Origin of the sequence: Rubrivirga aquatilis, from assembly GCF_046845665.1 — a bacterium.
GTDB lineage: Bacteria > Bacteroidota > Rhodothermia > Rhodothermales > Rubricoccaceae > Rubrivirga.
Genome location: NZ_CP177355.1, coordinates 2,508,372 through 2,531,394, shown reverse-complemented (window position 1 = coordinate 2,531,394; position 23,023 = coordinate 2,508,372). Strand labels below are relative to the sequence as shown.

Here is a 23,023-nt window from a genome sequence, read left to right as displayed (position 1 = left end):
GGAGAGAACCGCGCGAAGGTCAGCGGTCGGGGATGCGTTCCACGGGATAGCCATCGGCGGCGAGGGCTGCTCGGAACATGCCCCAGGCGACAAGCCCATCGTCGGAACGGGGCTCGAACAACGCGACCGCCAACCGGCCGAGCGGCTGGCCGACCGGGACGACGAGGGCGGCGGGATCGGCCGGCTGGCTGGTGCGCTCCCACTCCCCGAAAGCCTCCTGCATCGCCACCTGCTGGAACGCTCGCTCGGCGGTGCGCACGCTGTCGAGGCGGAACCCGTCTCGGGCTCCAGCCTCGATGCCCGTCTGGTACTGTATCCCGTGGATGTCGAGGAGCGCGCGGACGGCCGGTGCCGCGTCGCCCCGGACCACGTAGGCGGCGGGGGCGCGGACGGTCTCAGAGGGGGCGAACCGGACGAACGCGGGCATCCGCTCGGGCGTCCGGGCCGGCTGGCGCCGCAGCACCATCGCGCCGCTCACCGGGTGCGCCAGCGTGTCGACGGCGCCGAGCAAGATCTCGACGGGCGCGTCGAGGGCGTCGAACTCGGCGCGCACCGCCAGCGTCTGCCCGACGACGGACGTGGCATCGGCCTGCTCGGTCCGCTGGCGGACGTGGCTGGCGTCGGCCCAGGCGCGGTCGAGGATCTCCTCGACGAACCGGCGTGAGACCGCGACACGCTCGGCGAAGGGGGCGTAGCTGTAGGCCTCGGACAGGAGGCCGTACCGGCCTCTCAAGCCAGCGTAGTTGCTCGAAAAGCGAGGTTGCGGACTGTACGAGTACCAACCACGAGGGGCGGCGGCGGCCTCGCCAAAGGCGCCGGGCACGTTGCCGTAGTGGTACGTCGCGAAGTCGTCGGAGGCCAGGATCTCGGCCGAGATCGACGGCAGCCAGCGGTCGCGCAGGTCGGCGTCGATGGCAGCGGGCGTGTTGGGCGACAAGCCGGGCGCGTAGGTGAGGTGATAGCCCATCGCCGTCCCGTTCGTCGTGTGGAGGTCGACCACGACGTGCGGGTCGAGGTCGCGCAAGAGACCGACGAGCGCACGCGCTTCGGGCGAGGCCACCTTCATGAAGTCGCGGTTGAGGTCCAGCCCGGCCGCGTTCGGCCGCTGCCCCATGCCGTCGACGGGCCCGTCCTGCCGGGGCCGGTTGTCGAGGCCCATTCGCTCGTTGCCGTCGGCGTTGTAGATCGGCGCGACGGCGACCACGAGGGAGTCGGCCCAGGCGGCGTGCGAGCCGGTGGCGAGGTCGCTGAGCAGTTCCAACATCGCGTCCTTCCCGGCCACCTCGCCGCCGTGGATGTTGCCGATGATGAGCACGCGCGTCTTGCCTGTCCGGCGTGCCGCTTCCGGCGAGGCTGCGTCGGCGCCCCACACCGCGAGCGGGAGCGCCCGGCCCTCGCCGCTCGTGCCGAATGTGCCGACGCGGAGCGCCGACCAGCCCGCCAGCGCGTCGAGGTGGGCGACGACCTGGGCGTGCGTGGAGGTGCAGCGGTAGTCGCACGCTTGTGCGGGCGTCTGGAGCGGAGCGGCCGGGAGGCCGGAGCCGGCGCACCCGGCGACGGCGAGCGCGAGAAGGGTCAGGACGACTCTCATGGCGACTTCGGGGCGGTGGCCTCCAGCCGCCTCGCCATCCAGCCGTTGAGGCCCACGAGCAGCGTGAGCGCGATCGCCCACTGCAGCAAGACGGTCGCGGCGGAATACGGCTCGAATGGGTCGAGCCAGTTGTCCGAGTAGTCGGTCGCCGCCAGCCACAGCCACCATCCCAGAAGCACGATCGCCTGCAACGGGATCGCATAGCGCACCCACCCACTCCACAGCTTGGGCAGCGCCCAGTCGGACGGGGTGGCGACCTCGTCGCGCAACCGGTCCGCCCCGTAGCGCCAGACGGCCAACGAGATGAACGCGCCCGAGAGCATCAGCGCGACGCCCCACACAAAGTCTTGGTTGCCGAAGAACTGGTCGGACAGCGCGCTCGGGACCCCGATCAGAAAGCCGACGACTCCGACACCGAGCACGGCCTTCGGACGCGGCGCCCCGAGGTCGACCACGACGCGGGTCGACAGCTCGATCATCGAGATCAGGCTCGACAGCGCGGCGAAGGTGAGTGCGAGGAAGAAGAAGACCGCCAGCACGCCCCCGAGTGGCATCTCGGCGAACAGGGCGGGCATCCAGATGAACGTGAGTCCGGTGCCGCGTTCGCCACTCTGCTGCATCACCTCGATCACCTCAGGCTGCGACATCTGCGGGCCGAGCACGGCGAACGTGATCCCGAAGATCATCGTCCCTGCCAGCAGCGAGACCATGTTGTTGCCCACGCCGGTCAGCACGGCGTTGCGGACGACGCCGTCTTCCTTGCTCATGTACGCCGCGTACGTCAGGATCAGGCCCCAGCCGGCACCGGTGTCCCAGGCGTTCTGCGTCAGCGCCTCCAGCCAGATGCTGGCCGTCCCCAACGTCGACCAGTCCGGGGTGAAGAGGTACGCGATGCCCTCGCCCGCGCCCGGCAGCGTCACCGCGCGCAAGACGGCGATGACGACGATGACGAGCAGCGTCGGGACCAGAATCTTGTTGGCCCGCTCGATGGTGCGGACCCCGCCCCGGACCGCCAGCACGCCGAGCGCCATCATCGTGGCGTGGAGCACGATGGGCCACGGCGTCGACTGGAATGCCTGCCACGCCGCCAGCGACCCCTCACTCGTAAGCGGGAGGCCCGCCAGCGCGGACGACCCGACATAGTACGCGCACCACCCGGCGACGACGCTGTAGTAGCACATGATGGCCGCCGCCACGAACGCGACGAACGCGCCGGCCCACGCAAACTTGGGCCCCGCCAGCGAGGCGAACGTCCCAACCACGCCCCGGCGCCCGCGCTGCCCGAGCGCGTACTCGGCGATGATGAGCGGGATGCTCCAGGCGACCAGGAAGACCAGCCACGCGACCAGGAACGCGCCCGCCCCGCCTTCCCCGGCGTTCGACGCTGCGATGCGGGGGAACCGCCAGATGTTGCCGGTGCCGACGGCGATGCCGAGGACACTCAGGAGCAGCCCCCAGCGGGATGAAAAGCGGGCGGTCTTGGGGTCAGGCATCTAGAGGCGATCAAGGGGAGTCCAGCCGGTCCTCGCGGCGCCGTCCGGACGTGGCGAGTCTCCGGGGCGCGGCGCGCGGTGGATCGGACTCGGGGCCGGGACGACCGGGGCGGCCTTGAGCGGCGGGACGGCGAGCGCCCCCTCGCGATTCTGAGCGTCGGGATTTGGCGATGGCGAGGCGATGGCCTGGACCGCGCGTCTCGTCGCCGGCGGTGGCTGTGCAGGCGGAGCGGCAGGTGTCGGGGCCGACGATTCAGCGGGAACGGTCTCTGGCCCCGTGGTGGGAGCGACCACCGGCGCCGGCGTCTCCCCGAACACGATTCGCGCCAGTTCGTCGGCGGCGGCCGTGTAGTCGACCGCGCCGCGCGTCGGGCGTGGAGCGTCGAAGACGGTCCGCCCGTCCCGGCTGGCGACGGCGAGCGACGAGGAGGTGCGGATGGCCGTCGAGAGGACGGCGTCGCGGTACTTCTCCCTCAGGTAGGTCGCGTACCGAGCGTGGCGCGTCAGGCGAGCATCGACCTGGGTCAGCAAGAACCGGGGCGTCTTGAGCGCCGGGTTGAGCTTGTCCTTGACGAGCCCCGAGGTCTGCCACGTCTGTTCCGCGCCCACGACGGGCTGGTACTCTGGTGTGACCGGGATCACGACCTGATCGCTGGCCACCAGCGCGTTCATCGTGTACGGCGACAGCGCCGCCGCGGTGTCGAGCAGGATGACGTCGTAGTCGTGCCCCGCACGGACGGTCTCGCGCAGCCACAACACGTCGGTGGGCTTGGTCAGCCGCCGGAGCGCCTTCGTGAGCGCCATCGACGAGCCGATCAGGTCGAAGCCGCTGACGGTCTGGACCGGGAACGTGCGCAGGTCGGCGTCGGCCGCCAGCAGCCCAAGCGCCGAGTGCTCCGGGGTCGGCTCCTCCGCTCCCAGCATCCGGGACAGGAACCCCTGGGGGTCGAAGTCCACCACGAGAACGCGGCGGCCCTGCCGGCCAAACGCGGCGGCGAGGTGGATGGAGGTGGTGGTCTTCCCAGTCCCCCCCTTGTGATTGCAGACGGTAACGACGGGCACGCGGAGCCGGAGGTGAGCGGGTCGCGAAGATACCCCGGGGGGACCGAGCCGTGGCCAGCGGCGCCTACGCTGTGCGTCGGTTAAGACGCCTCCATGCCCGGCGATACCTGACCCGTCCACCTCCCCTGGCACGATGGTCTCCCGCAAGCGGCCTCAGCCCTCCCCTTTCAGTTCGTTCGGCTGGTCGCTCACGGGCGCCCTGCTGATCGCGCTGAGCCTCCCCCCCCTGGGCGTCTATCCGCTCGCGTGGGTGGCGCTGGTCCCGCTGATCGCCCGCTGGTCGATCAGCAGGACCAGCCTCGACTACATCCGGGAGCTCTACGCGCTCCTGCTGACGACCGCTTGCTGCGTGGGATTCTGGCTGCTGTTCAACCCGGACGCCTCCACGGCTGCCATGGGGGGGCTGAGCCTGTTCCTGGTTCCGCTCCCACTCGTGATCGCCTTCTCGCTCGCGGGGGTCGTTCGGGAACGCCTCGGGCTGGTGCCCGGGCTGGTGGCCCTGGGGCTCAACGTCGTGGCGGCCGAGTTCCTGTCGCTCACCTTCAGCGTCACCCCCCCCTGGCTGCTGCTGGGCCACACCCAGGCCGGCGCCATGGAGTTTATCCAGATGGCCGACATCGGCGGGGTGTTGCTCCTCAGCCTGTGGGTGCTCCTGCTCAACATCACCGTTTTCGTATCCCTCCCCCGGAGCACCCAGCCCGGCGAGCGGTACGTAGAACGAGGCGCGGCGATGGCCGTGTTCACGGCGCTCGTAGCGATCCCCGTCGTCTACGGCTCCATTCGCACCGCCCAGGCAGACCTCCCGGCCGGCTACACCTCGGTGGGGATCGTCCAGCCCGGCGTGTCCTCCCAGCAGTGGGATGGGCAATCCGCGACGGTCAAGGTGGATCACCTCGCCGACCTCTCCGACACCTTGCTGGGACGGGACACCTCCTTGCCCGATTCGGTCGCCGCCCCGGTCGCCGCGCGCCAGCAAGATCTCTCGCTCCTGATCTGGCCGCAGATGTCGCTCCCGTTTATGGGCACCGATCAGGGCGAGGCCCAGCTCTATCGCCGGCTCCAGCGATGGACCTCGCAGCGTGGCGTGGCCCTTCTCGCGGGCGCACAGACTGGCACCCCCGACATCGACCGCCGTCGCGGCATCCCGGACGACAGCGACTTGGCCAACTCGGCGGTGCTTATCCGCCCTGGCAAGCCGCTCGTCCGCTACGATCAGATGAGGCGCGTGCCCTTCGCCGACGCCGAGGCGGCCGAAGGGACCAACCGCGTGCTCTTCGACGCCGGCGGGACCCAGTTGGCGACCGCCGTCGGCTTCGAGTCCCTCTTTGGCGACCACGTCCGCAGGTTCACGCGGTCCGGGGCCGACCTCATCGTCGTCCTCTCCAGAAACGATCTCTGGGGCCGATCCTCCGGCATCTATCAGCACCTTCAGTTTACCCGCCTCCGCGCCGTCGAGTCGCGCCGGGCCGTCGTGCTCTCGACGGTGGGCGGGATCTCGGCGATGATTTACCCCAACGGCGAGATCGAGCACGTGGCGGGGTGGATGGACCAGGAGGTGCACGCCATTCAGGTGCCGACTTTTCGGGGCCAGACGTTCTACGTCCGGCACGGCGACTGGGTCGGGCAGTGGTCGTTGGTGCTCGCGCTCGCGCTCGGCTTCGGCGGCATCGGCGTCTCGGTGTTCTTCCCCGAGCTGACCACCGCCAAGCGAAAGTCCAAACGACTCTTCCCAGCGTAGGGAACGCCACGCGCGTCTCGGGCGATCACCGCCCATGCTCGTGCTCCACGCCCCGCTCGTCCTCGCCTCGGCTTCGCCCCGCCGCCGTGCCCTCCTCGACCGCCTCGGCCTCACCTTCAAGGTGCGCCCGACCGACACGGACGAGACGTGGCCGACCGGTCTCGCCATCGGGCCCGCCGCCGAAGACGTCGCCCTGCGGAAGGCGCGAGCCGTCCACGCCCCCGGCGCCCTGGTGCTGGCGGCCGACACCGTCGTGGTGCTCGACGGCGACGTGCTTGGCAAACCCGCCGACGAGATCGAAGCGCGGGCGACGCTTCGACGGCTGAGCGGCCGGACGCACGAGGTCACCACGGGTCTCGCGCTGCGGCTCGATGGCCGGGAGACCACGGCGCATGAGACGACGACAGTGACGTTTGCGGCCCTGACTGACGAGGAGATCGCTGCGTACGCGGCCACCGGTTCCCCGCTCGACAAGGCGGGCTCGTATGGCATCCAGGACGACGCGGGCGCCCTTCTGGTCGCTCGGATCGAAGGGGACTTTTTCAACGTCGTCGGTCTGCCGCTGCGACGACTGTACGAGACGCTCCTCGCCTTCGCGCCGTCCCTCGTGTCGGTCGCCGAGAGCCCTCGGCCCTGAGATAGCCCGGGGGATCCCCACCCCCGAGCGCCCGTCCTACCGCCCCCACGCCTCCACCCGATGCGACTGCTCACCCTCGTGCTCCTGTGCCTCGCCCTCGCCGCCTGCGGAGGCGACGCGCCCGCCCCGGAGCCGACGCCGGATCCCGCCCCAGAGGCGCCGGCCGCTGCCCGCCAGTCGGTGGCGGACATCGTCGCGGCAAACCCCAGGCTCCGCGTGCTCGCACGCCTGATCGAGTCCAGCGGGATTGCTACCACATTGCGCGACACGTCGACGGCCTACACCCTGTTCGCCCCGTCTGACGAGGCCTTCGCCCAGTTCGGCGGCCTGGCCGCGCTGGAGGCGGACTCCGTCGCTGCACGCACGGCCCTGTCTGCACACGTCGTCGCCACGCGCCTGCTCACCCCCGACGTGTTTGCCGACCTCGCCATCGAAACGATGGCCGGGTCTGAGGTGACGTTCGCCGAGGTGGGCGAAGGGCTGGCGGTCCGCTCTACCGGGACCACCGCACGCATCACCGACGCCGACCTCGACGCCGACAACGGCGTCGTCCACATCATCGATTCGGTTCTCGAATGAGCGACGGTCCAGTTTATCTCCTCGTCGGCGGGTCTGGCGGGATCGGAGCCCCGCTGGTGCGTCGGCTCACCGCTGATGGCGCTCGTGTCGTCGTGGGCGCTCGCGACGCGGGCAAGCTCGAAGTGCTGGCGGCTGAGACGGGCGCCCGGGCCTTCACCCTGGACGCGACCGACCCCGACGCGGTGGCCGGGCTCGTCGACGCCACCGTCGAAGCGTTCGGGCGCCTGGACGGGGCCGTCAACTTGGTCGGCTCGATCCTGCTGAAGCCGGCACACGCGACTTCCCCTGAGGAGTTCGACGACGTGCTGACGCAGAATCTCAAGACGGCGTTCTACCTGGTCCGCTCCGCAGCGAAAGCCCTCCAGAAGAACCTGGACCCCGACGGCGGCTCCATCGTGTTGATGTCGAGCGTGGCCGGACGGTACGGGCTCGCCAACCACGAAGCGATCGCGGCGGCGAAGGCGGGCGTCGAGGGGCTCGTGCGGGCGGCGGCGGCGACCTATGCGCCGAAGCGCGTGCGCGTCAACGCCGTAGCGCCCGGGCTCGTCCGGACCCCGCTGGCGGGACGGCTGGTGGCGTCGGACGCGGCCGTCGAGGCCTCGGCCAAGCTGCACCCCCTCGGCCGGATCGGTGAGCCCGAAGACCTCACCGACGCGCTCGCGTTCCTGCTCGACCGGGATCGCAGCGCCTGGGTGACCGGACAGACCCTCTCGGTCGACGGCGGCTTTGCGACGGTCCGCCCCCGTTGAGCCGCTGCGAGCTCGGCTCCGACGCTGACCGCCTCACGAGGGCCTGCAACGGGTGAACCTGAGGAAGCCGGCTCGCCACACACCGGTGGGCGCGGCGCAGCGTTTCTCTACATTGCAGCGATGGCTCGTCCCCCCCGGACCCGACCCCCCATGTCTCTCCTCTTCAAGGTCGTCGCGGCCGTTTCGCTGGCCGTCGCGGGTTTCTGGTCGGTCTCGACCGTGCCCGTAACGGCGAGCAAACCGGTCGCCACGCTTCCCCCGCCCCCGTCCCCCCAAGCGCTCGTTGACACCCTGTCGTTGGACGCGGTGATCGGCCAACTCGTGGGCGCCCGTGCCGACGCGCGAGGCCTGGACGCGCTCGTGCACGCCGGCCGCATTGGGCGGGTGGACGTGCTCTCCGGCGACATGGACGCGCTGATCGCGAGCGTCCGCCGGTGGCAAACCGCCTCTCCCCTGCCCGTCGCCGTGTCCGCGCCCACGCAAGCGATCGCCGACGTGCCCGTCGCCCCGTCGCTCGCGGCGCTCGCGGCGGCCGACGATGCGCCCCTCGCCTACCTCGCGGGGCGGGCGACTGCCGAGGCCGCGCAGCCGCTCGGGGTCCAGTCCCCGGGGCCCACCGTCGCCATCGGTGCCTCCGGATTTTCGGGCCCCCTCGCCGCGGCGATCGTGCGTGGAGTCCGAGAGGGCCGCGCCTGGCCGTCCGCCGCGTTGCCCGATGCCGACGCCTTGGGCGGGGTCGACGGGCTCGTTCAGGCTGGTCTCATGGAGATCCGTACCAGCCCCGCCCTCGTCGGGCGGTTGCGTGCAGAGACCGCCTTCACCGGGCTCGTGATCGCCGACGTAGGTCCGACTGCGGCGGGCGCCATCGAGGCCGTCCGCCGAGGGGCCGACATCGTGGTGTCCGGATCGCCTGCCGCCGTCTACGACTCCCTGCGAGCGGCCGTCGGGTCGGGCCGACTGTCCGAGAGCACGGCTCGCGAGGCGGCGCGCCGGTCGCTGTCGGCCAAGGCGTGGGCCGGGCTGGACCTGTCGCCCCGCGACGTTCGGCTGGCCGAGCGTCCAAGCGGCGGCGCCGTCCGGATCTCGCCGTGGCGGGCGCCCTCCGCGGGGCTCGCGGAGCGCTCATCCCTGCTCGCGGCCGAGGTGGCTCGGCGCGCGGTCGCCGTGGTGCAGCCCGAGCGCGGGCCGCTTCCGTTGGCGGGCCCCGGCCCGGCTGAGGTGTTCACGGTCTTGCTCGACCCCGGCGCCGACCCGGATGCCGGCCTCCCCTTCGTCAACGCGCTCGCGGACGGGCTCGCACCGGACCGGACCGCCAGCTACGCACGCCTGGGGCTTGGCCAGCCGGACGACGACTACAACGCGGCCCTGGGCGCGGCTCGCGACGCCGATATCGTCGTCGTGGCTGCGCTGCCGGAGACCGGCGGACAGCTCGCGCCGAGGCACCGCGCCTTTGCGCGTGCCCTCAACGACCGGCGCCCCGTCGTCCTGGTCGCGCTCGGCGACGCGGGTCTCGCCGCAGGGCTCCAACCGGCAGCGTTCGTCGCCGCCCCCGGCCCCGACGCCCTGTCCCAGGAAGCCGCTGCTGACGCCGTCACGGGCCGGGCCGCCGTGACGGGCCGCCTGCCGCGGGCCGTGGCGGGCATCGCCCCCGCCGGGGCGGGCGTCCGGTATCGCCAGCAGCGCCTCCGCCCGGGCTCCCCGCTGGCCGCCGGTCTCGACGCGGGAACGGCCGACCGGATCGATGCCGTCATGGAGCGGGCCGTAGCGTCGGGCGCCTTCCCCGGCGGCGCCGTCGCCGTCGGCCGCGACGGCGTGCTCCTCCGCTTGCGCGGGTATGGCCGCCTGACGCGTAGTGGGTCACAAGTGACGGCCGAGACGCCGTACGACCTCGCCTCGCTCACCAAGGTGGTTGGCACGACGACCGTCGTGATGCAGCTCGTCGAAGAAGGGGCGCTCGACCTCGATGCGCCGGTCTCGACCTACCTCCCCCGGTACCGCTCCCTGGGCAAGGAGTACGTCACCGTCCGCCAGCTCCTCGAGCACTCGGCCGGCCACCGGGCGTGGTACCCGTTTTGGTCCCACGGCATCACGTCCCGGCGGGAGGCGCTCGACTTCGTCTACGCCGACACGCTCCAGTACCCGCCCGGCACGCGGTCGCGCTACAGCGACTTCGACATGATCGTGCTCGGCGAGGTGATCCAGGAGGTCGAAGACGCCCCGCTGGACGAGGTCTTCCAGCGCCGGATCTACGACCCGCTGGGCATGGCCAGCACGGGCTTCCGAGATGTCGACGTCGTCGATCGCACGGCGGCACCCACGGAGACCGACCGCGCGTGGCGGATGCGGACGCCTCAGGGCGAGGTCCACGACGAAGCCGCCTCCGTGTTCGGGGGGGTCGCCGGGCACGCCGGGCTGTTCTCGACGGCGGAGGACCTGTCGCGCTTCGGGTTCGCGCTGGCCAACGGCGGCGCGGGCTACGGGACGCGGCTGTTCCGCCGGACGAGCCTGGAGCGCTTTACCGAGCGGGTGCGGATGCGGAGCACGTATCCGACCGGGCTTGGCTGGATGGTCAACTACGGCGAGACCTCTGCCGGGCGTCACTTCGGGCCGCGCTCGTTTGGGCACACCGGCTTTACCGGCACCTCCATCTGGGTCGACCCCGACCAGAACCTGTTCGTGGTGCTGCTGACCAACCGGGTGCACCCCTCGCGTCGCAACCGCCAGATCCGCGACGTGCGCCCCGCCCTCGCCGACGCCGTCGCGGGCGCCGTGCTCGCGCCCTCCGGCCAGGCCGAGCTGGCGCTCGGGTTCGGCCCCGTCCCCGCCGACCTGCTGGCGGCGCGCTAGCCCTCGCCCCAGGCACCTGCCCCGCCAGGCTCCAAAGTCGGAACCCGGCGCTCCGCTCGCGGTGCTTGACGCCCCCCCTCCTCTCGCATGCCCACCTACGTCTACCGCCGTCCCGACGGGACCACCTTCGAGCAGTTTCAGAAGATCTCCGCTCCGGCCCTCACCGAGGACCCCGACACCGGCGTGCCGGTGACGCGCGTGATCTCCGGCGGCGCCGGCCTCCAGTTTAAGGGCGACGGGTTCTACCTCACCGACTACGTCCACACGGGTCAGAAGGACCGAAAGACGGGGGAAGCCGCCGCTGCGGCCGAGGGCACGCCCAAAACCGAGAGCGCGCCCAAGGCCGAGACTGCGCCCAAGGCCAAGACCGCGAAGAAGGTCGCGACACCGTCTACCAGTTCGACGAAGGACTGAGGCCCCGGCCTACGGCACGACGCCTCTGCGCCACTGCTGGCGGGCCCGCCCAATGGGATCGACGAGGGCTCGGTCGCGCTCGAGCGTCAGGACGGGAAACGGCCCAGCGCCGGAGGTGCGTCGGAAGGTGAATGACACGGGGCCCGCGACGCCCGCGCCGTACGTCCAGCGCTCGCCGTCGTCCCGAGTCTCGACGAAGCGTGGGGGGCCGAAGAGCACGTAGATCATCCCGGGATCCGTCTTCCATCCCTCCTTGACGCCAGCAAACAAGCGGTTCGCCTGCTCCACCCGCTCGTAGTACGCGCGGATCGTCGCCGCCGCCAGCCGGCGGTCGTCCATCTCGGCGCCCCAGAACCCGTCGAAGGCCCGCCGCCGGGCGGCCTCGGTGCGCGCCTCGTGGATCGGGCGGAGCGCGTCGCTGTCGGCGAGGTACGCCAGCGGGGCAATCAGATCCCCGAGGCGGGTCAGGAGCGGATACTCCTGCCGGCGCACGACCACGTAGCGCGCCGCTGAGGTCAGGCTCCCATCGACAGCCACCGTGAGCCTGTACACGCCGGGCCGAAGCGTCGGCAGCGGCGCGACCACCGCCGACGTGCCCGCCCCCACCCGCTGGCGGGGGACGGCGACCGTGTCGAGCGCGGACCGGTCGATGCCCTGCGCCGAGAGCGAACCGACGAACGGCGTCGAGGCGTCGACCGACGTGGCGGGCAGGGAGTCCGACCGGACTCGGGCGACGGTCACGACCATCTCGCCCTCCGAGACGAGGTCGATGGCTTGGAGGGTGAGCGCCAGCGAGTCGAGCCCGGCGGGAATGGCCGTCGCGTCGACCGGTTCGGGGCCGCGGACGACGCGGAGCGCCGCCAGACGAGGGAGCCCGCCCGGGGCACGGGCCAACACCTCCGCCCGGCGCTCGGCGGTCCGCCCGGCGGCGGCGTCGTCCAACAAGGCGCGTACGGTGTACAAGCCCGGCGCAACAGGGAAGCGCTCGCGCGTCCATGAGGGGACGGTCGACCTCGCCTCCGCAAGCGACGCCACGCGGACGGTGTCGAGGGCGGACATCACGCGTGGCGCACCGCCCTCACGCTCCAGTGAGATCGTCCAGCGCACCACGGCCTCCAGCGAGTCCGCGCCGGGCCGGAAGGCCAGGGCCGCAGGCGCAACACCGACGAGCACGTCCACGATGGCCCCGGGCTCGCCGACGACGCCCGCGACATCGAGCACGAAGGCGGGCTCGCCGGCCCGGTAGGCCGCCGCGTCGGTATCGAGGCGGGCTGGCGAAGGCCCCGCGCACGCGCTCGCGAGGAGCAGGAGCGCGAGGGCGCTAGCGGCTCGCACGGGCCGCCGCCACGATCGCCGCGAAGGAGGGGGCGTCGAGGCTGGCGCCGCCGACCAGCGCCCCGTCGATGTCGGGCTGCGCGAAGAGGTCGGCCGCGTTGCCGGGCTTAACGCTACCGCCGTACTGGAGCTTGGTGGCCCCGAGGCCGCGACGCGACAGCCACGCCCGGATCGCTGCGTGGACGGCCTGCGCCTGCTCCGGGCTCGCCGTCCGGCCCGTGCCGATCGCCCAGACGGGCTCGTAGGCGACCACAAGAGGCCCGCCCTCGACGCCGTCCATCGAGGCCGCGAGCTGGGCGACCACGGTCTCTTCGGCCCCGCCGGCCTCGCGCTCCTCCAGCGTCTCGCCCACGCACAGGATCGGCGTCAGTCCGCCCGCTTGCGCCGCCCGCACCTTCTCGGCGACGAACGCGCTGGTCTCGCCGAAGAGGGCGCGCCGCTCGGAGTGGCCGACGATGGCATAGTCCGCCCCGACGCCTCGGAGCATGGCCGCCGACACCTCGCCGGTGTACGCGCCCGAGTCCGCCGGGTGCACGTTCTGTGCCCCGAGCGCTATCGGGCTCCCGGCCACCCGCTCCGCGACCGCCTCGAGCCACACCGTCGGCGGGCACACGGCCACGCCGACGTCCGCGGCGTCGTCGCCCGACAAGCGAACGACCTCGGCCGCAAGCCGGACGGCCTCGTCGAGGTCCAGGTTCATCTTCCAGTTTCCGGCGACAAGCATTTACGGAGTGGGTTGGGTGTGAGAGACTTGGTGCCGGGCCACCTCCGCCGTGACGGCCTCGGCGAGCGACGACATCAACCGGATGTCCTGCTCGGACCAGGCATGGGGCACGGAGTCGATGGCGCAAAGCGCCCCGATGACGTGGCCGTCGGGGGCGGCGACGGGAACGCCGAGGTAGGCGACGACCCCGAGGTCGTCGATGGCGCGGTTCGACGCCAGTCGCTTCGTCTCGCGGGCATCGCGGACGACGAGGGGACGTCGTTCGTTCGCCACGTGTTGGCAGAACGAGTGCGACAGAGGGGTCTCGCGTTGGTCAGCCACCAGGCCCGACAGGCCCGTCTGGCTGGCGAAGAACTGGCGGTCGACGTCGACGAGGGAGACGAGCGAGATCGGGACGCCCAACGCTTCCGACACCGAGCGCGTCAGCACGTCGAAGGTGGCCTTCGGCGCCGCGTCGAGCAAGCCGGTCTCGCGGAGGGCGGCCACCCGAGCGTCGACGACGCCGGGGTCCACGACGCCATCGATTTGGGGGTCGACGCGATCTGCGGGGTGGCGCCCGGCCCACCCCGCCCGGTCGGCGAGGTCCTCCCAGCGCTCGATGGCCTGCGCATCCGACACGTTGTCGGTCGGATAGGCGACGCCGACGAACCGGGGGGGCGCCCCGTCTATCGACCGGCCCCGAATCCAGGCGCTCCCGCCAGCTACTTGGAGTCGAAGGTCGACGGGCGTCCCGGGGGACGCGAGCGCCGCCCGGAACGCACCCTCCGCCGTGGCCCGGTTCTCGACGTGCGCCAGCAGGCGATCGAGATCCTCCGGGGCGTCGACGCCAAACAGAGCGCCCAGCGAGTCGGTCGCCTCCACGATCCGGCCCGTGGCTTCGATCACCAGCATCGACGCACGCCCCGAACCGATCGCGTGGCGGAGGTGGGCGGACTCCACTTGTGCCGTCGCGTCGCGCCCGATGGCGACGGCCCCTTCGACGAAGTCGCCCGAGAGCACGGGCGCCATCGTGAGGTCGATCCAGATCCCGAACGTCGAGCCCTCGGGCGGAATCCGGGCGCGCACGGTCTCGCCCGCCAACGCCCGCCGCCACAGGTCCGGCCGCTGGGCGCGGTCGAGGTAGGGATGTCCCTCCACGAACTGGCGTTCGGTGCCGGCCCCCTCGACGACCGCGCGGTTGACGACCGTCGCCACCCCGGAGGCGTCGATGCCGATGATCCGGTCCGGGGTCGCATCGAGGACGGCACGGAGCCGGTTCCGCTCGCGTTCTAGCTGGCGGAGCACGTCGTGCAGTTGGTGCTCCGCCGAGACAAGCGATGTCACGTCGCGGGCTTCGAGCAGGGTCCACGTCTCGCCTTCCCCCCCATCGATGGTCTGGAGATCGACGAGGAACATGACGTGTCCGTCGGCCCCCTGCACGCGGGTGTAGAACCGGTCGTAGGCGCCCTCTCGCACCGTACCGAGCCCCTCCCCGACCCGTTCGGGATCGCTCCAGCCGAGCACCTCCAACAGCGGCCGGCCCACCGCCTCCGACGCGGCAAACCGCGTCGCGGCGTCGCTCATCGCGCGGACCACCCCCGCCTCGTCCGCGACGATGGCGAGCCCGAACGAGGACTCGAACAGGCGCCGGTACACGTCGTCGGGCAGCCCAGCGGGGCCGCCGAGGATCTCGTAGGCGTCGGTCTCAGGAGCGTCGTCGATGTCCATCGGTCCTACAGTCGTGACAGAATCTCTTCGGCGTGGGCCTTGGTCTTCGGACGCTTGAAGACGTGCCGGATGCGGCCGTCGGGGCCGATCAGAAAGGTCGTCCGCTTGACCCCGATGCTCTTGCGGCCGTAGAGCGACTTCTCGCCCCACGCCCCGTAGGCCTCTAGGATCTCGTGGCTCGGGTCCGCAAGCAGGGGAAATGGGAGCGCGTACTTGTCGGCGAACTGCTCGTGCCGCTCGACAGGATCTGGCGACACGCCGACAACGGCGACGCCCGCGTCGAGCAGGGCCGCGTGGTTGTCGCGCAGGTTGCAGGCTTGCGCCGTGCAGCCGGGCGTGTCGTCCTTCGGGTAGAAATAGAGCGCGAGCGGGCGCCCGGCGAAGTCTGCGAGACGGACGGTGGCGCCGGACTGGTCGGTGCCGGTAAAGCCGGGGGCCGGGTCACCGGCGGCGGGCATGTCGGCCATCAGAGGGAGTCGGTGAGGGAGACCACGCGGTCGAAGTGGGCGTAGGCCGTGAGGTCCAATTGGAGCGGGGTGACGGAGACGAAGCCGGCGGCCACGGCCGCGAGGTCGGTGTCGTCGCCCCCGTCGAGGTCTACGAACTCCCCGCCGAGCCAGAAGTAGGGCCGGTCGAAGGGGTCGCGGCGCTCCTCGAAGATCTCGTCCCAGCGCGCCCGCGCTTGGCGCGTCACGCGGACGCCCGCCAGCGCGTCGAGGGCGAGGTCGGGGACGTTGACGTTGAGCAGCACGCCCGGGGGCAGGCCGTCGGCCAGCACGCGCGCCGCCAGCCGTGCCGCCACGTCTGCTGCGGCCTCAAACGAGTCCGGGCGCCAGGCGTCGTGGGAGACGGCGATGGCGGGGACCCCCAGCACCGTCGCCTCCGTGGCCGCCGAGACGGTCCCCGAGTACAGCACGTTGACGGCCGTGTTGGGGCCGTGGTTGATGCCGCTCACGACGAGATCAGGTCGGCGCGGCAACAGCTTCTGGACGGCGATCTTGACGCAGTCTGCCGGGGTGCCGGTCACGGCGCGGGCCCACACGTCGTCGCCGAAGGGCCACGGGTGGACGCGCATCGGGTCGCGGACGGTGATCGCGTGGCCGACGGCGCTCTGCTCCTCGAACGGGGCCACCACGGCTACCGTCCCCAGATCGTGGAGCGCGGCCACCAGGGCCACGATGCCTGCGGCGTCGATGCCGTCGTCGTTGGAGACGAGAATGAGCGGGCGGTCGACGCTAGCGTCGAGAGGGGCGAGGCGAGGCACGGCAGAGTCGGGGGGTGCCGTAAGATCGCACCGGGCGGCAGGCGGCGGAGTGGCCCCGATCCGCGAGCGCCAGCGGCGGCGTGGCGCTCGCGGAGGGTAGGAGGACAGGAAGAGGAGAGGACACGAGGGCCCCTATTGGATCGCGACGTCTGGGTCCCCAGCCCCCTCTTCTACTCTGCCCCCTTAATAGCTCTCGTCCGCGCTGGGGAACGCGCCCGCTCGCACGTCGCCCACGTAGCGGCCCACGGCGTCGACGACCGTGGCGCCCAGGTCGGCGTAGTGGCGAACGAAGCGGGGGTTGAAGTCCTTCGTCAGCCCCAGCATATCGTGCGTCACCAGCACCTGGCCGCTGCACCCGGCCCCGGCGCCGATCCCGATGGTCGGGATCTCGACGCTGGCGGTTAGTTCGGTCGCCAGCCCGGCGGGGATCTTCTCGAGGACGACGCCGAACACGCCGGCCTTCTCCAGCCGCACGATGTCGCGGCGGATCTCGTCGGCCTCCTCGTCTTCGCGAGCGCGCACCTTGTAGGTCCCGAACTTGTAAATGCTCTGCGGGGTGAGGCCAAGGTGGCCCATCACAGGGATGCCCGCATCGATGATGCGGCGGACCGAGTCGAGGACGGCCGCGCCGCCTTCGAGCTTGAGCGCGTGCGCACCGGTCTCCTTCATCACGCGGATCGCCGACCGCAGGGCTTCCCGGCTCGACCCCTGATACGCCCCGAACGGCAGGTCCACGACCACGAGCGCGCGGTGGACGCCCCGGACCACGCACTGGGCGTGGTAGATCATCTGGTCGAGGGTGATCGGAAGCGTCGTTTCGTGACCCGCCATCACGTTCGAGGCGGAGTCGCCAACGAGCAGCACGTCGACACCCGCCTCGTCGAGCAAGCGTGCGGAGGTGTAGTCGTAGGCCGTCAGCATGGCGATGGCCGTGCCTTCGGAGCGCATCTCCAGAAGCGTCTGGGTGGTGACGCGGCGAACGTCGGCGGCAGTCGGAGTGACGGTCTGGGTGCTCATGGGGGTCGAGAGGGGCCGGAAGGATACGCCCTCCCCATCCGCCCCCCTCCGAACCGCGACTCGCGCGAGCCACCCGACGGGGGGAAATCTCGCGTCCGCCGTCGGTGAACGACGGGGATGGCGTAGCGTGACCCCTCACCCGCCCCAGCTCTCATGCGACCTCGGACGCGCCGGCTCCTCGTGCTCGCCCTCTGCTGCGGAGCCGTGTTCTTGAGCTGCGGTGATGGGGTCGTCGATCCTCCGCCCGGAGTCGCGGCGCTCACCGGAACGGTCACCGACGCCCAGGGTGGCACCTATCCCGACGTCGTCGTCCGGCTTGCGGCGGGCGCGGGCCAGACCGAGACAACCACCGGGGGGGCCGGGTCGTATCGATTCGAGGCCCCTCCCGAAGGCGCCCTGTCTCTTTCGCTCGACCTCCCCCGGGCCGCTCGGGCGGTGACCCCGCTTCCCGTGGCCGTCGCCATCGCAGCCGGACAGACTGCACGGCAGGACTTCGTGATCGCCCCCCGACCGGTCGTGCCCCACCTCAACCTCGGCGCCATCGATTTCCTTGGCGAGGTGCGGGATCAGGCGGGCGCCCCCCCTCTCAATCCGTCCGACGCGCTCTACGCCCGCAACGTGTTCGACTCCCCGTTCGGGCTGCTGACGGCGATCGTGCGCCCGGACGGCACCGCCGTGCTCCTCTCGGACTGGGAAGCTGCGAGCGGGGAGGTCGTGATCCGGTGTCAGGGGCGAACCGCGCACGTCGCCGTCGACCTCGACGGGCTGATCTCCGGCGGGACGTACACCCTGTGGCTCAACTTTCTCAACGTCGTCCGCGAGCCCGGCGAACGGGTCGACTTCGGTCGCGATGTCGTCCGCATCGAGCCGCTCGGGTCGGGGACCGCCAACGTGGTCGTCGCGGACGGGCAGGGTGGCATCTCTACCTCCATACCCCACGCGTCCTGCGTGCTAACCCAAGAGGTCGCGCTCGTGATGGCCGTCGTGTACCACATCTCCGGCAGGACCTACGGGACGGCCCACATCCCGGACCCGGAGGAAGTGACGCAGTTGCTGGCGTACGTCCGCTGACGCGAGCGAGATGGCCGACGGGGCTGCCACAAAAAAAGGGCGCCGCCTCGGTGGAGACGACGCCCTGATGTGGGTCGGCGGAGCCTGCCCTACTGCCCGGGCGGGACGGCCTGCTGGGCCTGCGGCTGGCCGAGCGGCGGCGAGTTCGGGTCGATCCCGAGGCGGCCCATGATGCCGGGGGTCAGGTCGACGATCTTCTCGCTACGGTACAGGAAGACCGGGGCGTTGTTGGCGACGGTCGGGAGCACCAGGTCGTAGCCGCCGGCCTCGGCCTCGGCGGCGATGGCCTGGTCGATCTGGTTGAGGACCGGCTGGAGAAGCCGCGCCTCGGCGTAGCTCAGGTACTGCAAGCCCTGGACCTCCGCCTGCTCGATGTCGTTGCGAAGGACCAACAGCGCCTGCTCGCGCTCGGCGCGGGCGGCGTCGGTTGCGAGGGGCGTGGACGCGAACTGCTGGTAGTCGGCGAGCTCGGCCTGGAAGACCGTCTGGAGCGAGTCCTGGAGCACGCGGACGCGAGCGCCGACGGCCTGCTGCTGCTGCTGGAGCTGGGCCTGGACATCGGCGAAGGCCGGCATCCGGATCACGATCTGGTCGGTGTCGACAAAGCCGACCTTCATCGGCTGGGCCAGGGCGGCCGGCGCGAGCGCGACGGCGAGGACGGCCAGGAGGGAGAGGCGGAGAGTCATCGGAGGGAGTCTGGTCAGGGTGGGGTTATCGAGTCGAGCCGGGAGCGACCGCCGAGCCGATCCCGACCCCGAGCTCCTGGAGCACGCGGTCGGTCAGGTCGTGGCGGGCCCGAGCAAAGAGGAAGACATATTCGCCGGCCCGGTCGAAGATGTAGTCGAACTCGTCGTCGTCGGCGACGGTCTCGATGGCGGCCAGCAGGCGCTCCTGCGCGGGGCGCAACCGCGTTTGCTGCTCGCGGAAGAGCTCGCCGTTGGGCCCGAAGTAGCGCTGGCGCAGGGCGTCGCGCTCGGAGCGCTTGGCCTCGAGGGCGGCCTGCTGCTGCTGGCGCTCGTCGTCGGTGTAGAGGATCTCGCGAGCAGCGAACTGGTCGGCGAGCGTCCGGGATTCGGTCTCGGCCGTCGCGATCTCGGCACGCCAGACGCCCGCGAGCCGATCCAACTCCTGCTGGGCGGACTGGAACTCCGGCATCTGGGGCAGGATCTTCGACGAGTCGACGTACCCGATCTTCTGCTGCGCGGCGACGGCAGGCACGAGTGCGGCGGCGACGAGGACGAGGGCGAGCAGGCGCATGGGTGGGTCGGAGGAGGGTGTCGAGTCGGAAGCCGCCGGTCAGGCCGGCGGGGTCTCGCGGCTATCGGCCGCCGAGCGAGAACTGGAACCGCCAACCGGGCTGCGCATCCTGAATATCGCCCGCGGACGTGCCGAGCGGCGCGTACGGGTCGATCTGGTAGCCCATGTTCAGGTCGACGAGCCCCAAGATGGGCAGGAAGATGCGGGCGCCGAAGCCGGCCGACCGGAAGAGCCTGGACGGGTCGTAGTCGTCGAAGCCGTCATACGTGTTGGCGGCATCCGCGAACAGGTACGGCGCCAGCGAGAGCTGGGGCGTCTGGAAAAGAACGAGGCCGATCTCCGACTCGTACTTGTTCAGGATCCGACCGCCGACCGGATCGCCGTCGAGGCGCGGGCCGACGGCCTCAAGTGGGTAGCCCCGCAAGAAGACGAGGTCCCGACCGAAGCCGCGCGAGATGCTCGACGTGCCCGAGGCCTCCAGCGGCGTCCCGCCGATGAGGTAGCGCTGGAACCGGACCGGGTCGCCGGTGAGCGAGCCGATGTATCCAAACCGCGTCTTAACGCTCGCGGTGAGGCGCCCCACGATCGGCGTGTAGAACGCCGTGTTGAGGTCCCACTTGTGGTACTGGATAAAGTCGCCGATGGGCGGGGCGACCGACAGCGAGAGGCCGACGCTGGACCCGTTCTGCGGGAAGGTCGGGTTGTCGAGCGCGTTCCGCGAGATCGACTGCGTGAACGTCACCTCCTGGCTCAAGCCCTCCGGCAGGACGTTGCTGTTCAGCCCCTCGACGTCGTAGAGCCGGTACCCGATGTTCGATCCGGAGACGAAGAAGTCGTCCGGGAACTTGAGCCGCTGGCGGTAGAAGACCGACGCCGAGGCCGTCGAGTACAAGCCGTCGGTGCCGGTCGCGGTGTTGAACGTCTGCCGGCGGTACGCGAGCGAGAAGCCCGCCGGGGTGGCCTGCCCACGGAACCACGGCTCGGTGAACGAGAGCGAGTAGATCTGGGCGCGCTGCCCATACGTCTGGACCTGGAGCGAGAGCTGTTGCCCGTCGCCCGTCGGCATCCCGCCCTTGAATCCCTGCGCGAGGTTCTGAACGGAGAAGTTGGCGAACGTGACACGAGCCGACAGGATCAGCCCGATGCCCGAGCCTCCGTAGCCGCCCGAGAGCTCCAACTGATCGGACGAGGTCTCGGCCAGGTTGTAGACCAGGTCGACCGTCTTGCCGTCCTCATCGACGTTGATGGCCGGGCCGGCGCCAAAGCTGGCGGGGTCGAAGTAGTTGAGCGTCGCCAGCTCACGGACGGACCGCTCAATCGCCTGGCGCGAGTACGGCTGGCCGGGGATCGTCCGGAGCTCGCGCCGGATGACGTGCTCCTTGGTCCGCGTGTTGCCCGCGATGCGGACCTCACCGAACTCGTAGACTTCGCCCTCGGTCACTTCGAGGAACAGGTCGAGCGAGTCGCCCGGGGCCTCCACGACCTCGGGGGCGACGTAGAACTCGTAGTACCCGCGGTCCTGATAGAGGCTCGTAAGGTCAGAGTGGTCGGTCGAGTAGTAGAGGTTCTGCTCGATCCGGGTGCGGTCGTACACGTCGCCGCCCTGGATGCCGAGCGCCAGCTGCAGCTGGGCATCGGTGTAGACCGTGTTGCCCTCGAAGACCACGTTGCGGATGTGGTACTTCGGGCCCTCCGCGACTTCGACCTCGACCACCAACCGCTCGTCGCCAGCCTCGTCGGGTTCGAGATAGACGGAGTCGCGAACGACGCGAGCGCCGTAATAGCCGCGGTCGTTGTAGAAGCGAACGAGCGACGTGAGGTCCTGGTCGAACTTCTCGTCGTCGAAGGTCTCCGTCTTCCAAAACCGCCACCAGCGGCGCTCCGGGGTGTTCGAGAGCTGCTTGCGCAGCGTCCGCTCCGAGAACACGTCGTTGCCGACGAAGCGGATGTCGCTGACCGCCTGCCGCTCCCCTCGGTCCACGACGAACGTGAGCTGGACGCGGCCGTCGGTGTCGATTGACTGACGGGACTCGACGCTGGCTAAGCGGTAGCCGTCCTGCGCGAGCCGGTCGCGCAGGATCATCTTGGTCCGCTCGATATCGGACGCACGGACGGCGCGGCCCCGCAGCAGCGGGATCTGGGTGCCCAATTCGTCGACGTCGGCCTGCTTCATGCCCTCGACGGCGTAGGCCGCCAGCCGGGGTTGTTCCTCGACGGTAATCGTCAGGAAGACGCCGTCGCCGACGACCTCGGAGGCCACGACCTGGGCGTCGGAATAGCCGCCGCGCGAGTAGAGGTTGCGGACGGCCTCGCCGAAGGCGGGGTCCCAGGGCAGCGAGACACGCTGGCCGGTGCGGAGGCCGCTGATGGAACGGACCAGCGCGTGGCTGCTCTCATCGAGGGCGCCCTCGACGGAGACCGACAGGATCTCGGCGGTCCCGGGGGCGACGGGGGTCTGGGCGAAAGCGGCGGGCACCGCCAGCAGCAGGAGGACGGAGGCGCGCAGGGCGGACAAACGGATCATTCGGGGCGCGTCGGGCGGTCGGCCGGGGGGAGCACGGAGGGTACGGCGGGGGCCTAGGGGGGGCCGGCGCAGAGTCGGCGAAAACCCGCCGTCGCTTGCGGGGGTCGAACGGCAGGTCTGGGGCCTTATTGCAACGCGACGAGTGGGTCACGTCTTCTCCCCCATCCTCCGCTCCGGTCGGCAGGCACCGCAGGACTACACGTCGGCGACGCGGCCGAAGCGGCGGTCGCGGTCTTGGAAACTGCGGACGGCGTCGTACAACGCGCTCCGGCGGAAGTCGGGCCAGAACGTCTCGGTGACGTAGAGCTCGGTGTAGGCGATCTGCCACAACAGGAAGTTGCTCAGCCGCATCTCGCCGGCCGTCCGCACCAAGAGGTCCGGGTCCGGCAGGCCGCGCGTCAACAGCGCCTCGGAGACGGTCTCTTCCGTGATCTCCGCCGGGTCGAGCTGGCCCGCGCGAGCCGCCTCCGCGATGTCGCGGACGGCCCGTGTGATCTCCCACCGCGAGCCGTAGCTGAGCGCAAGCGTCAGCGTCATCCGCGTGTTGCCGGCGGTCAGGTCGAACGCCTCTTGCAGCTCGCGCTGGCCCTTGGCTGGCAGCCTGTCGAGGTCGCCGATGGCGTGGAGCCGGATGCCGTTGCGGTGCAGGTTCTCGGCCTCCTTGCGCAGCGTCCGCACGAGCAGCGCCATCAGCGCCGAAACCTCGGCGGCGGGGCGGTTCCAGTTTTCCGTCGAGAACGTGTAGAGCGTCAAGTGGCTGACGCCGAGCTGGGCACACGCCTCGGTGATCTCGCGGACCGACAACACGCCCTCGTGGTGGCCGGTCACGCGCGTCTTGCCCCGCGCCTTCGCCCACCGGCCGTTCCCGTCCATAATGCACGCGACGTGCTCGGGGATCGAGCCGCGAGCCTGGAGGGCCGCCTGCTCGGCGCGGTCGGCCGCCGTCTGGGCGACGTTCGTCAGCTGGACCGGGGCGTCGACGGGCGTGGCCATTGAGGAAGGTAGCGGAGAGGG

Annotated in this window: 20 protein-coding genes; 7 read left to right on the top strand and 13 right to left on the bottom strand. The window is 71.0% G+C overall.

From position 1 onward, the window contains the following. Window positions 1-19 precede the first annotated feature (19 nt). The 3 genes from ACLII4_RS11000 to ACLII4_RS10990 are packed head-to-tail and all read right to left on the bottom strand — an operon-like array spanning window position 20 to window position 4,146. Window positions 20-1,591, bottom strand: a complete 1,572-nt coding sequence (locus tag ACLII4_RS11000; protein WP_412067447.1) for a M14 family zinc carboxypeptidase — start codon at window positions 1,589-1,591, stop codon at window positions 20-22. Beyond that, on the bottom strand, window positions 1,588-3,084 hold the full coding sequence (locus ACLII4_RS10995; RefSeq protein WP_412067446.1) for a sodium-dependent transporter: 1,497 nt from the start codon (window positions 3,082-3,084) through the stop codon (window positions 1,588-1,590). Before ACLII4_RS10995 ends, ACLII4_RS11000 begins: the two co-directional genes overlap by 4 nt. Continuing rightward, complete coding sequence (locus tag ACLII4_RS10990; RefSeq protein ID WP_412067445.1) at window positions 3,085-4,146, bottom strand: AAA family ATPase; 1,062 nt, start codon at window positions 4,144-4,146, stop codon at window positions 3,085-3,087. Between the two features lie 133 nt (window positions 4,147-4,279). Between ACLII4_RS10990 and ACLII4_RS10985 the strand changes: the two genes are divergently transcribed. The 6 genes from ACLII4_RS10985 to ACLII4_RS10960 all read left to right on the top strand — a co-directional run bounded on the left by ACLII4_RS10985 (window position 4,280) and on the right by ACLII4_RS10960 (window position 11,110). After that, on the top strand, window positions 4,280-5,884 hold the full coding sequence (locus ACLII4_RS10985; protein ID WP_412067444.1) for an apolipoprotein N-acyltransferase: 1,605 nt from the start codon (window positions 4,280-4,282) through the stop codon (window positions 5,882-5,884). A gap of 34 nt (window positions 5,885-5,918) precedes the next feature. Further along, complete coding sequence (locus ACLII4_RS10980; protein ID WP_412067443.1) at window positions 5,919-6,521, top strand: Maf family protein; 603 nt, start codon at window positions 5,919-5,921, stop codon at window positions 6,519-6,521. Window positions 6,522-6,581: 60 nt separating this feature from the next. Beyond that, complete coding sequence (locus tag ACLII4_RS10975; RefSeq protein WP_412067442.1) at window positions 6,582-7,100, top strand: fasciclin domain-containing protein; 519 nt, start codon at window positions 6,582-6,584, stop codon at window positions 7,098-7,100. Continuing rightward, the gene (locus ACLII4_RS10970; RefSeq protein ID WP_412067441.1) at window positions 7,097-7,849 is read left to right on the top strand and encodes an SDR family NAD(P)-dependent oxidoreductase; all 753 of its coding nucleotides are present in this window, start codon (window positions 7,097-7,099) and stop codon (window positions 7,847-7,849) included. The genes ACLII4_RS10975 and ACLII4_RS10970 overlap by 4 nt, the downstream gene beginning before the upstream one ends. 150 nt (window positions 7,850-7,999) lie before the next feature. Further along, a complete protein-coding gene (locus tag ACLII4_RS10965; protein WP_412067440.1) occupies window positions 8,000-10,696 on the top strand; it encodes a serine hydrolase in 2,697 nt (898 codons plus the stop codon). Window positions 10,697-10,783: 87 nt separating this feature from the next. Further along, window positions 10,784-11,110 (top strand): FmdB family zinc ribbon protein, encoded by a 327-nt coding sequence (locus ACLII4_RS10960; protein ID WP_412067439.1) that lies wholly within the window; start codon window positions 10,784-10,786, stop codon window positions 11,108-11,110. A gap of 9 nt (window positions 11,111-11,119) precedes the next feature. Here ACLII4_RS10960 and ACLII4_RS10955 read toward each other — a convergent pair whose 3' ends face one another. From ACLII4_RS10955 to panB, 6 genes are all read right to left on the bottom strand, one after another. After that, on the bottom strand, window positions 11,120-12,445 hold the full coding sequence (locus ACLII4_RS10955; protein WP_412067438.1) for a GWxTD domain-containing protein: 1,326 nt from the start codon (window positions 12,443-12,445) through the stop codon (window positions 11,120-11,122). After that, window positions 12,432-13,169 carry a triose-phosphate isomerase gene (gene tpiA / locus ACLII4_RS10950; protein ID WP_412067437.1) on the bottom strand — a complete coding sequence of 246 codons (738 nt, stop codon included), beginning with the start codon at window positions 13,167-13,169 and terminating at the stop codon, window positions 12,432-12,434. Before tpiA ends, ACLII4_RS10955 begins: the two co-directional genes overlap by 14 nt. Beyond that, window positions 13,170-14,876, bottom strand: a complete 1,707-nt coding sequence (locus ACLII4_RS10945; RefSeq protein WP_412067436.1) for a GAF domain-containing protein — start codon at window positions 14,874-14,876, stop codon at window positions 13,170-13,172. 5 nt (window positions 14,877-14,881) lie between these two features. Beyond that, window positions 14,882-15,343, bottom strand: coding sequence for a thioredoxin-dependent thiol peroxidase (gene bcp / locus ACLII4_RS10940; RefSeq protein WP_412067435.1), 462 nt, complete (start codon window positions 15,341-15,343; stop codon window positions 14,882-14,884). Beyond that, window positions 15,343-16,140, bottom strand: a complete 798-nt coding sequence (gene surE / locus ACLII4_RS10935; RefSeq protein ID WP_412067434.1) for a 5'/3'-nucleotidase SurE — start codon at window positions 16,138-16,140, stop codon at window positions 15,343-15,345. Before surE ends, bcp begins: the two co-directional genes overlap by 1 nt. A 183-nt stretch (window positions 16,141-16,323) precedes the next feature. Continuing rightward, window positions 16,324-17,157, bottom strand: a complete 834-nt coding sequence (gene panB / locus ACLII4_RS10930) for a 3-methyl-2-oxobutanoate hydroxymethyltransferase (protein ID WP_412067433.1) — start codon at window positions 17,155-17,157, stop codon at window positions 16,324-16,326. Between the two features lie 153 nt (window positions 17,158-17,310). Between panB and ACLII4_RS10925 the strand changes: the two genes are divergently transcribed. Next, window positions 17,311-18,228 (top strand): carboxypeptidase-like regulatory domain-containing protein, encoded by a 918-nt coding sequence (locus ACLII4_RS10925; RefSeq protein ID WP_412067432.1) that lies wholly within the window; start codon window positions 17,311-17,313, stop codon window positions 18,226-18,228. An 89-nt stretch (window positions 18,229-18,317) separates the two neighbouring features. On the opposite strand, the gene ACLII4_RS10920 is transcribed toward ACLII4_RS10925, so the two are convergent. The 4 genes from ACLII4_RS10920 to ACLII4_RS10905 all read right to left on the bottom strand — a co-directional run bounded on the left by ACLII4_RS10920 (window position 18,318) and on the right by ACLII4_RS10905 (window position 23,002). Beyond that, complete coding sequence (locus tag ACLII4_RS10920) at window positions 18,318-18,914, bottom strand: OmpH family outer membrane protein (RefSeq protein ID WP_412067431.1); 597 nt, start codon at window positions 18,912-18,914, stop codon at window positions 18,318-18,320. A gap of 25 nt (window positions 18,915-18,939) precedes the next feature. After that, window positions 18,940-19,485 (bottom strand): OmpH family outer membrane protein, encoded by a 546-nt coding sequence (locus tag ACLII4_RS10915; RefSeq protein WP_412067430.1) that lies wholly within the window; start codon window positions 19,483-19,485, stop codon window positions 18,940-18,942. A 61-nt stretch (window positions 19,486-19,546) separates the two neighbouring features. After that, entirely contained in the window at window positions 19,547-22,009 is a 2,463-nt protein-coding gene (gene bamA / locus ACLII4_RS10910) for an outer membrane protein assembly factor BamA (RefSeq protein WP_412067429.1), read from the bottom strand. A 195-nt stretch (window positions 22,010-22,204) separates the two neighbouring features. Then, window positions 22,205-23,002, bottom strand: coding sequence for an isoprenyl transferase (locus tag ACLII4_RS10905; RefSeq protein ID WP_412067428.1), 798 nt, complete (start codon window positions 23,000-23,002; stop codon window positions 22,205-22,207). Window positions 23,003-23,023: the final 21 nt, after the last annotated feature.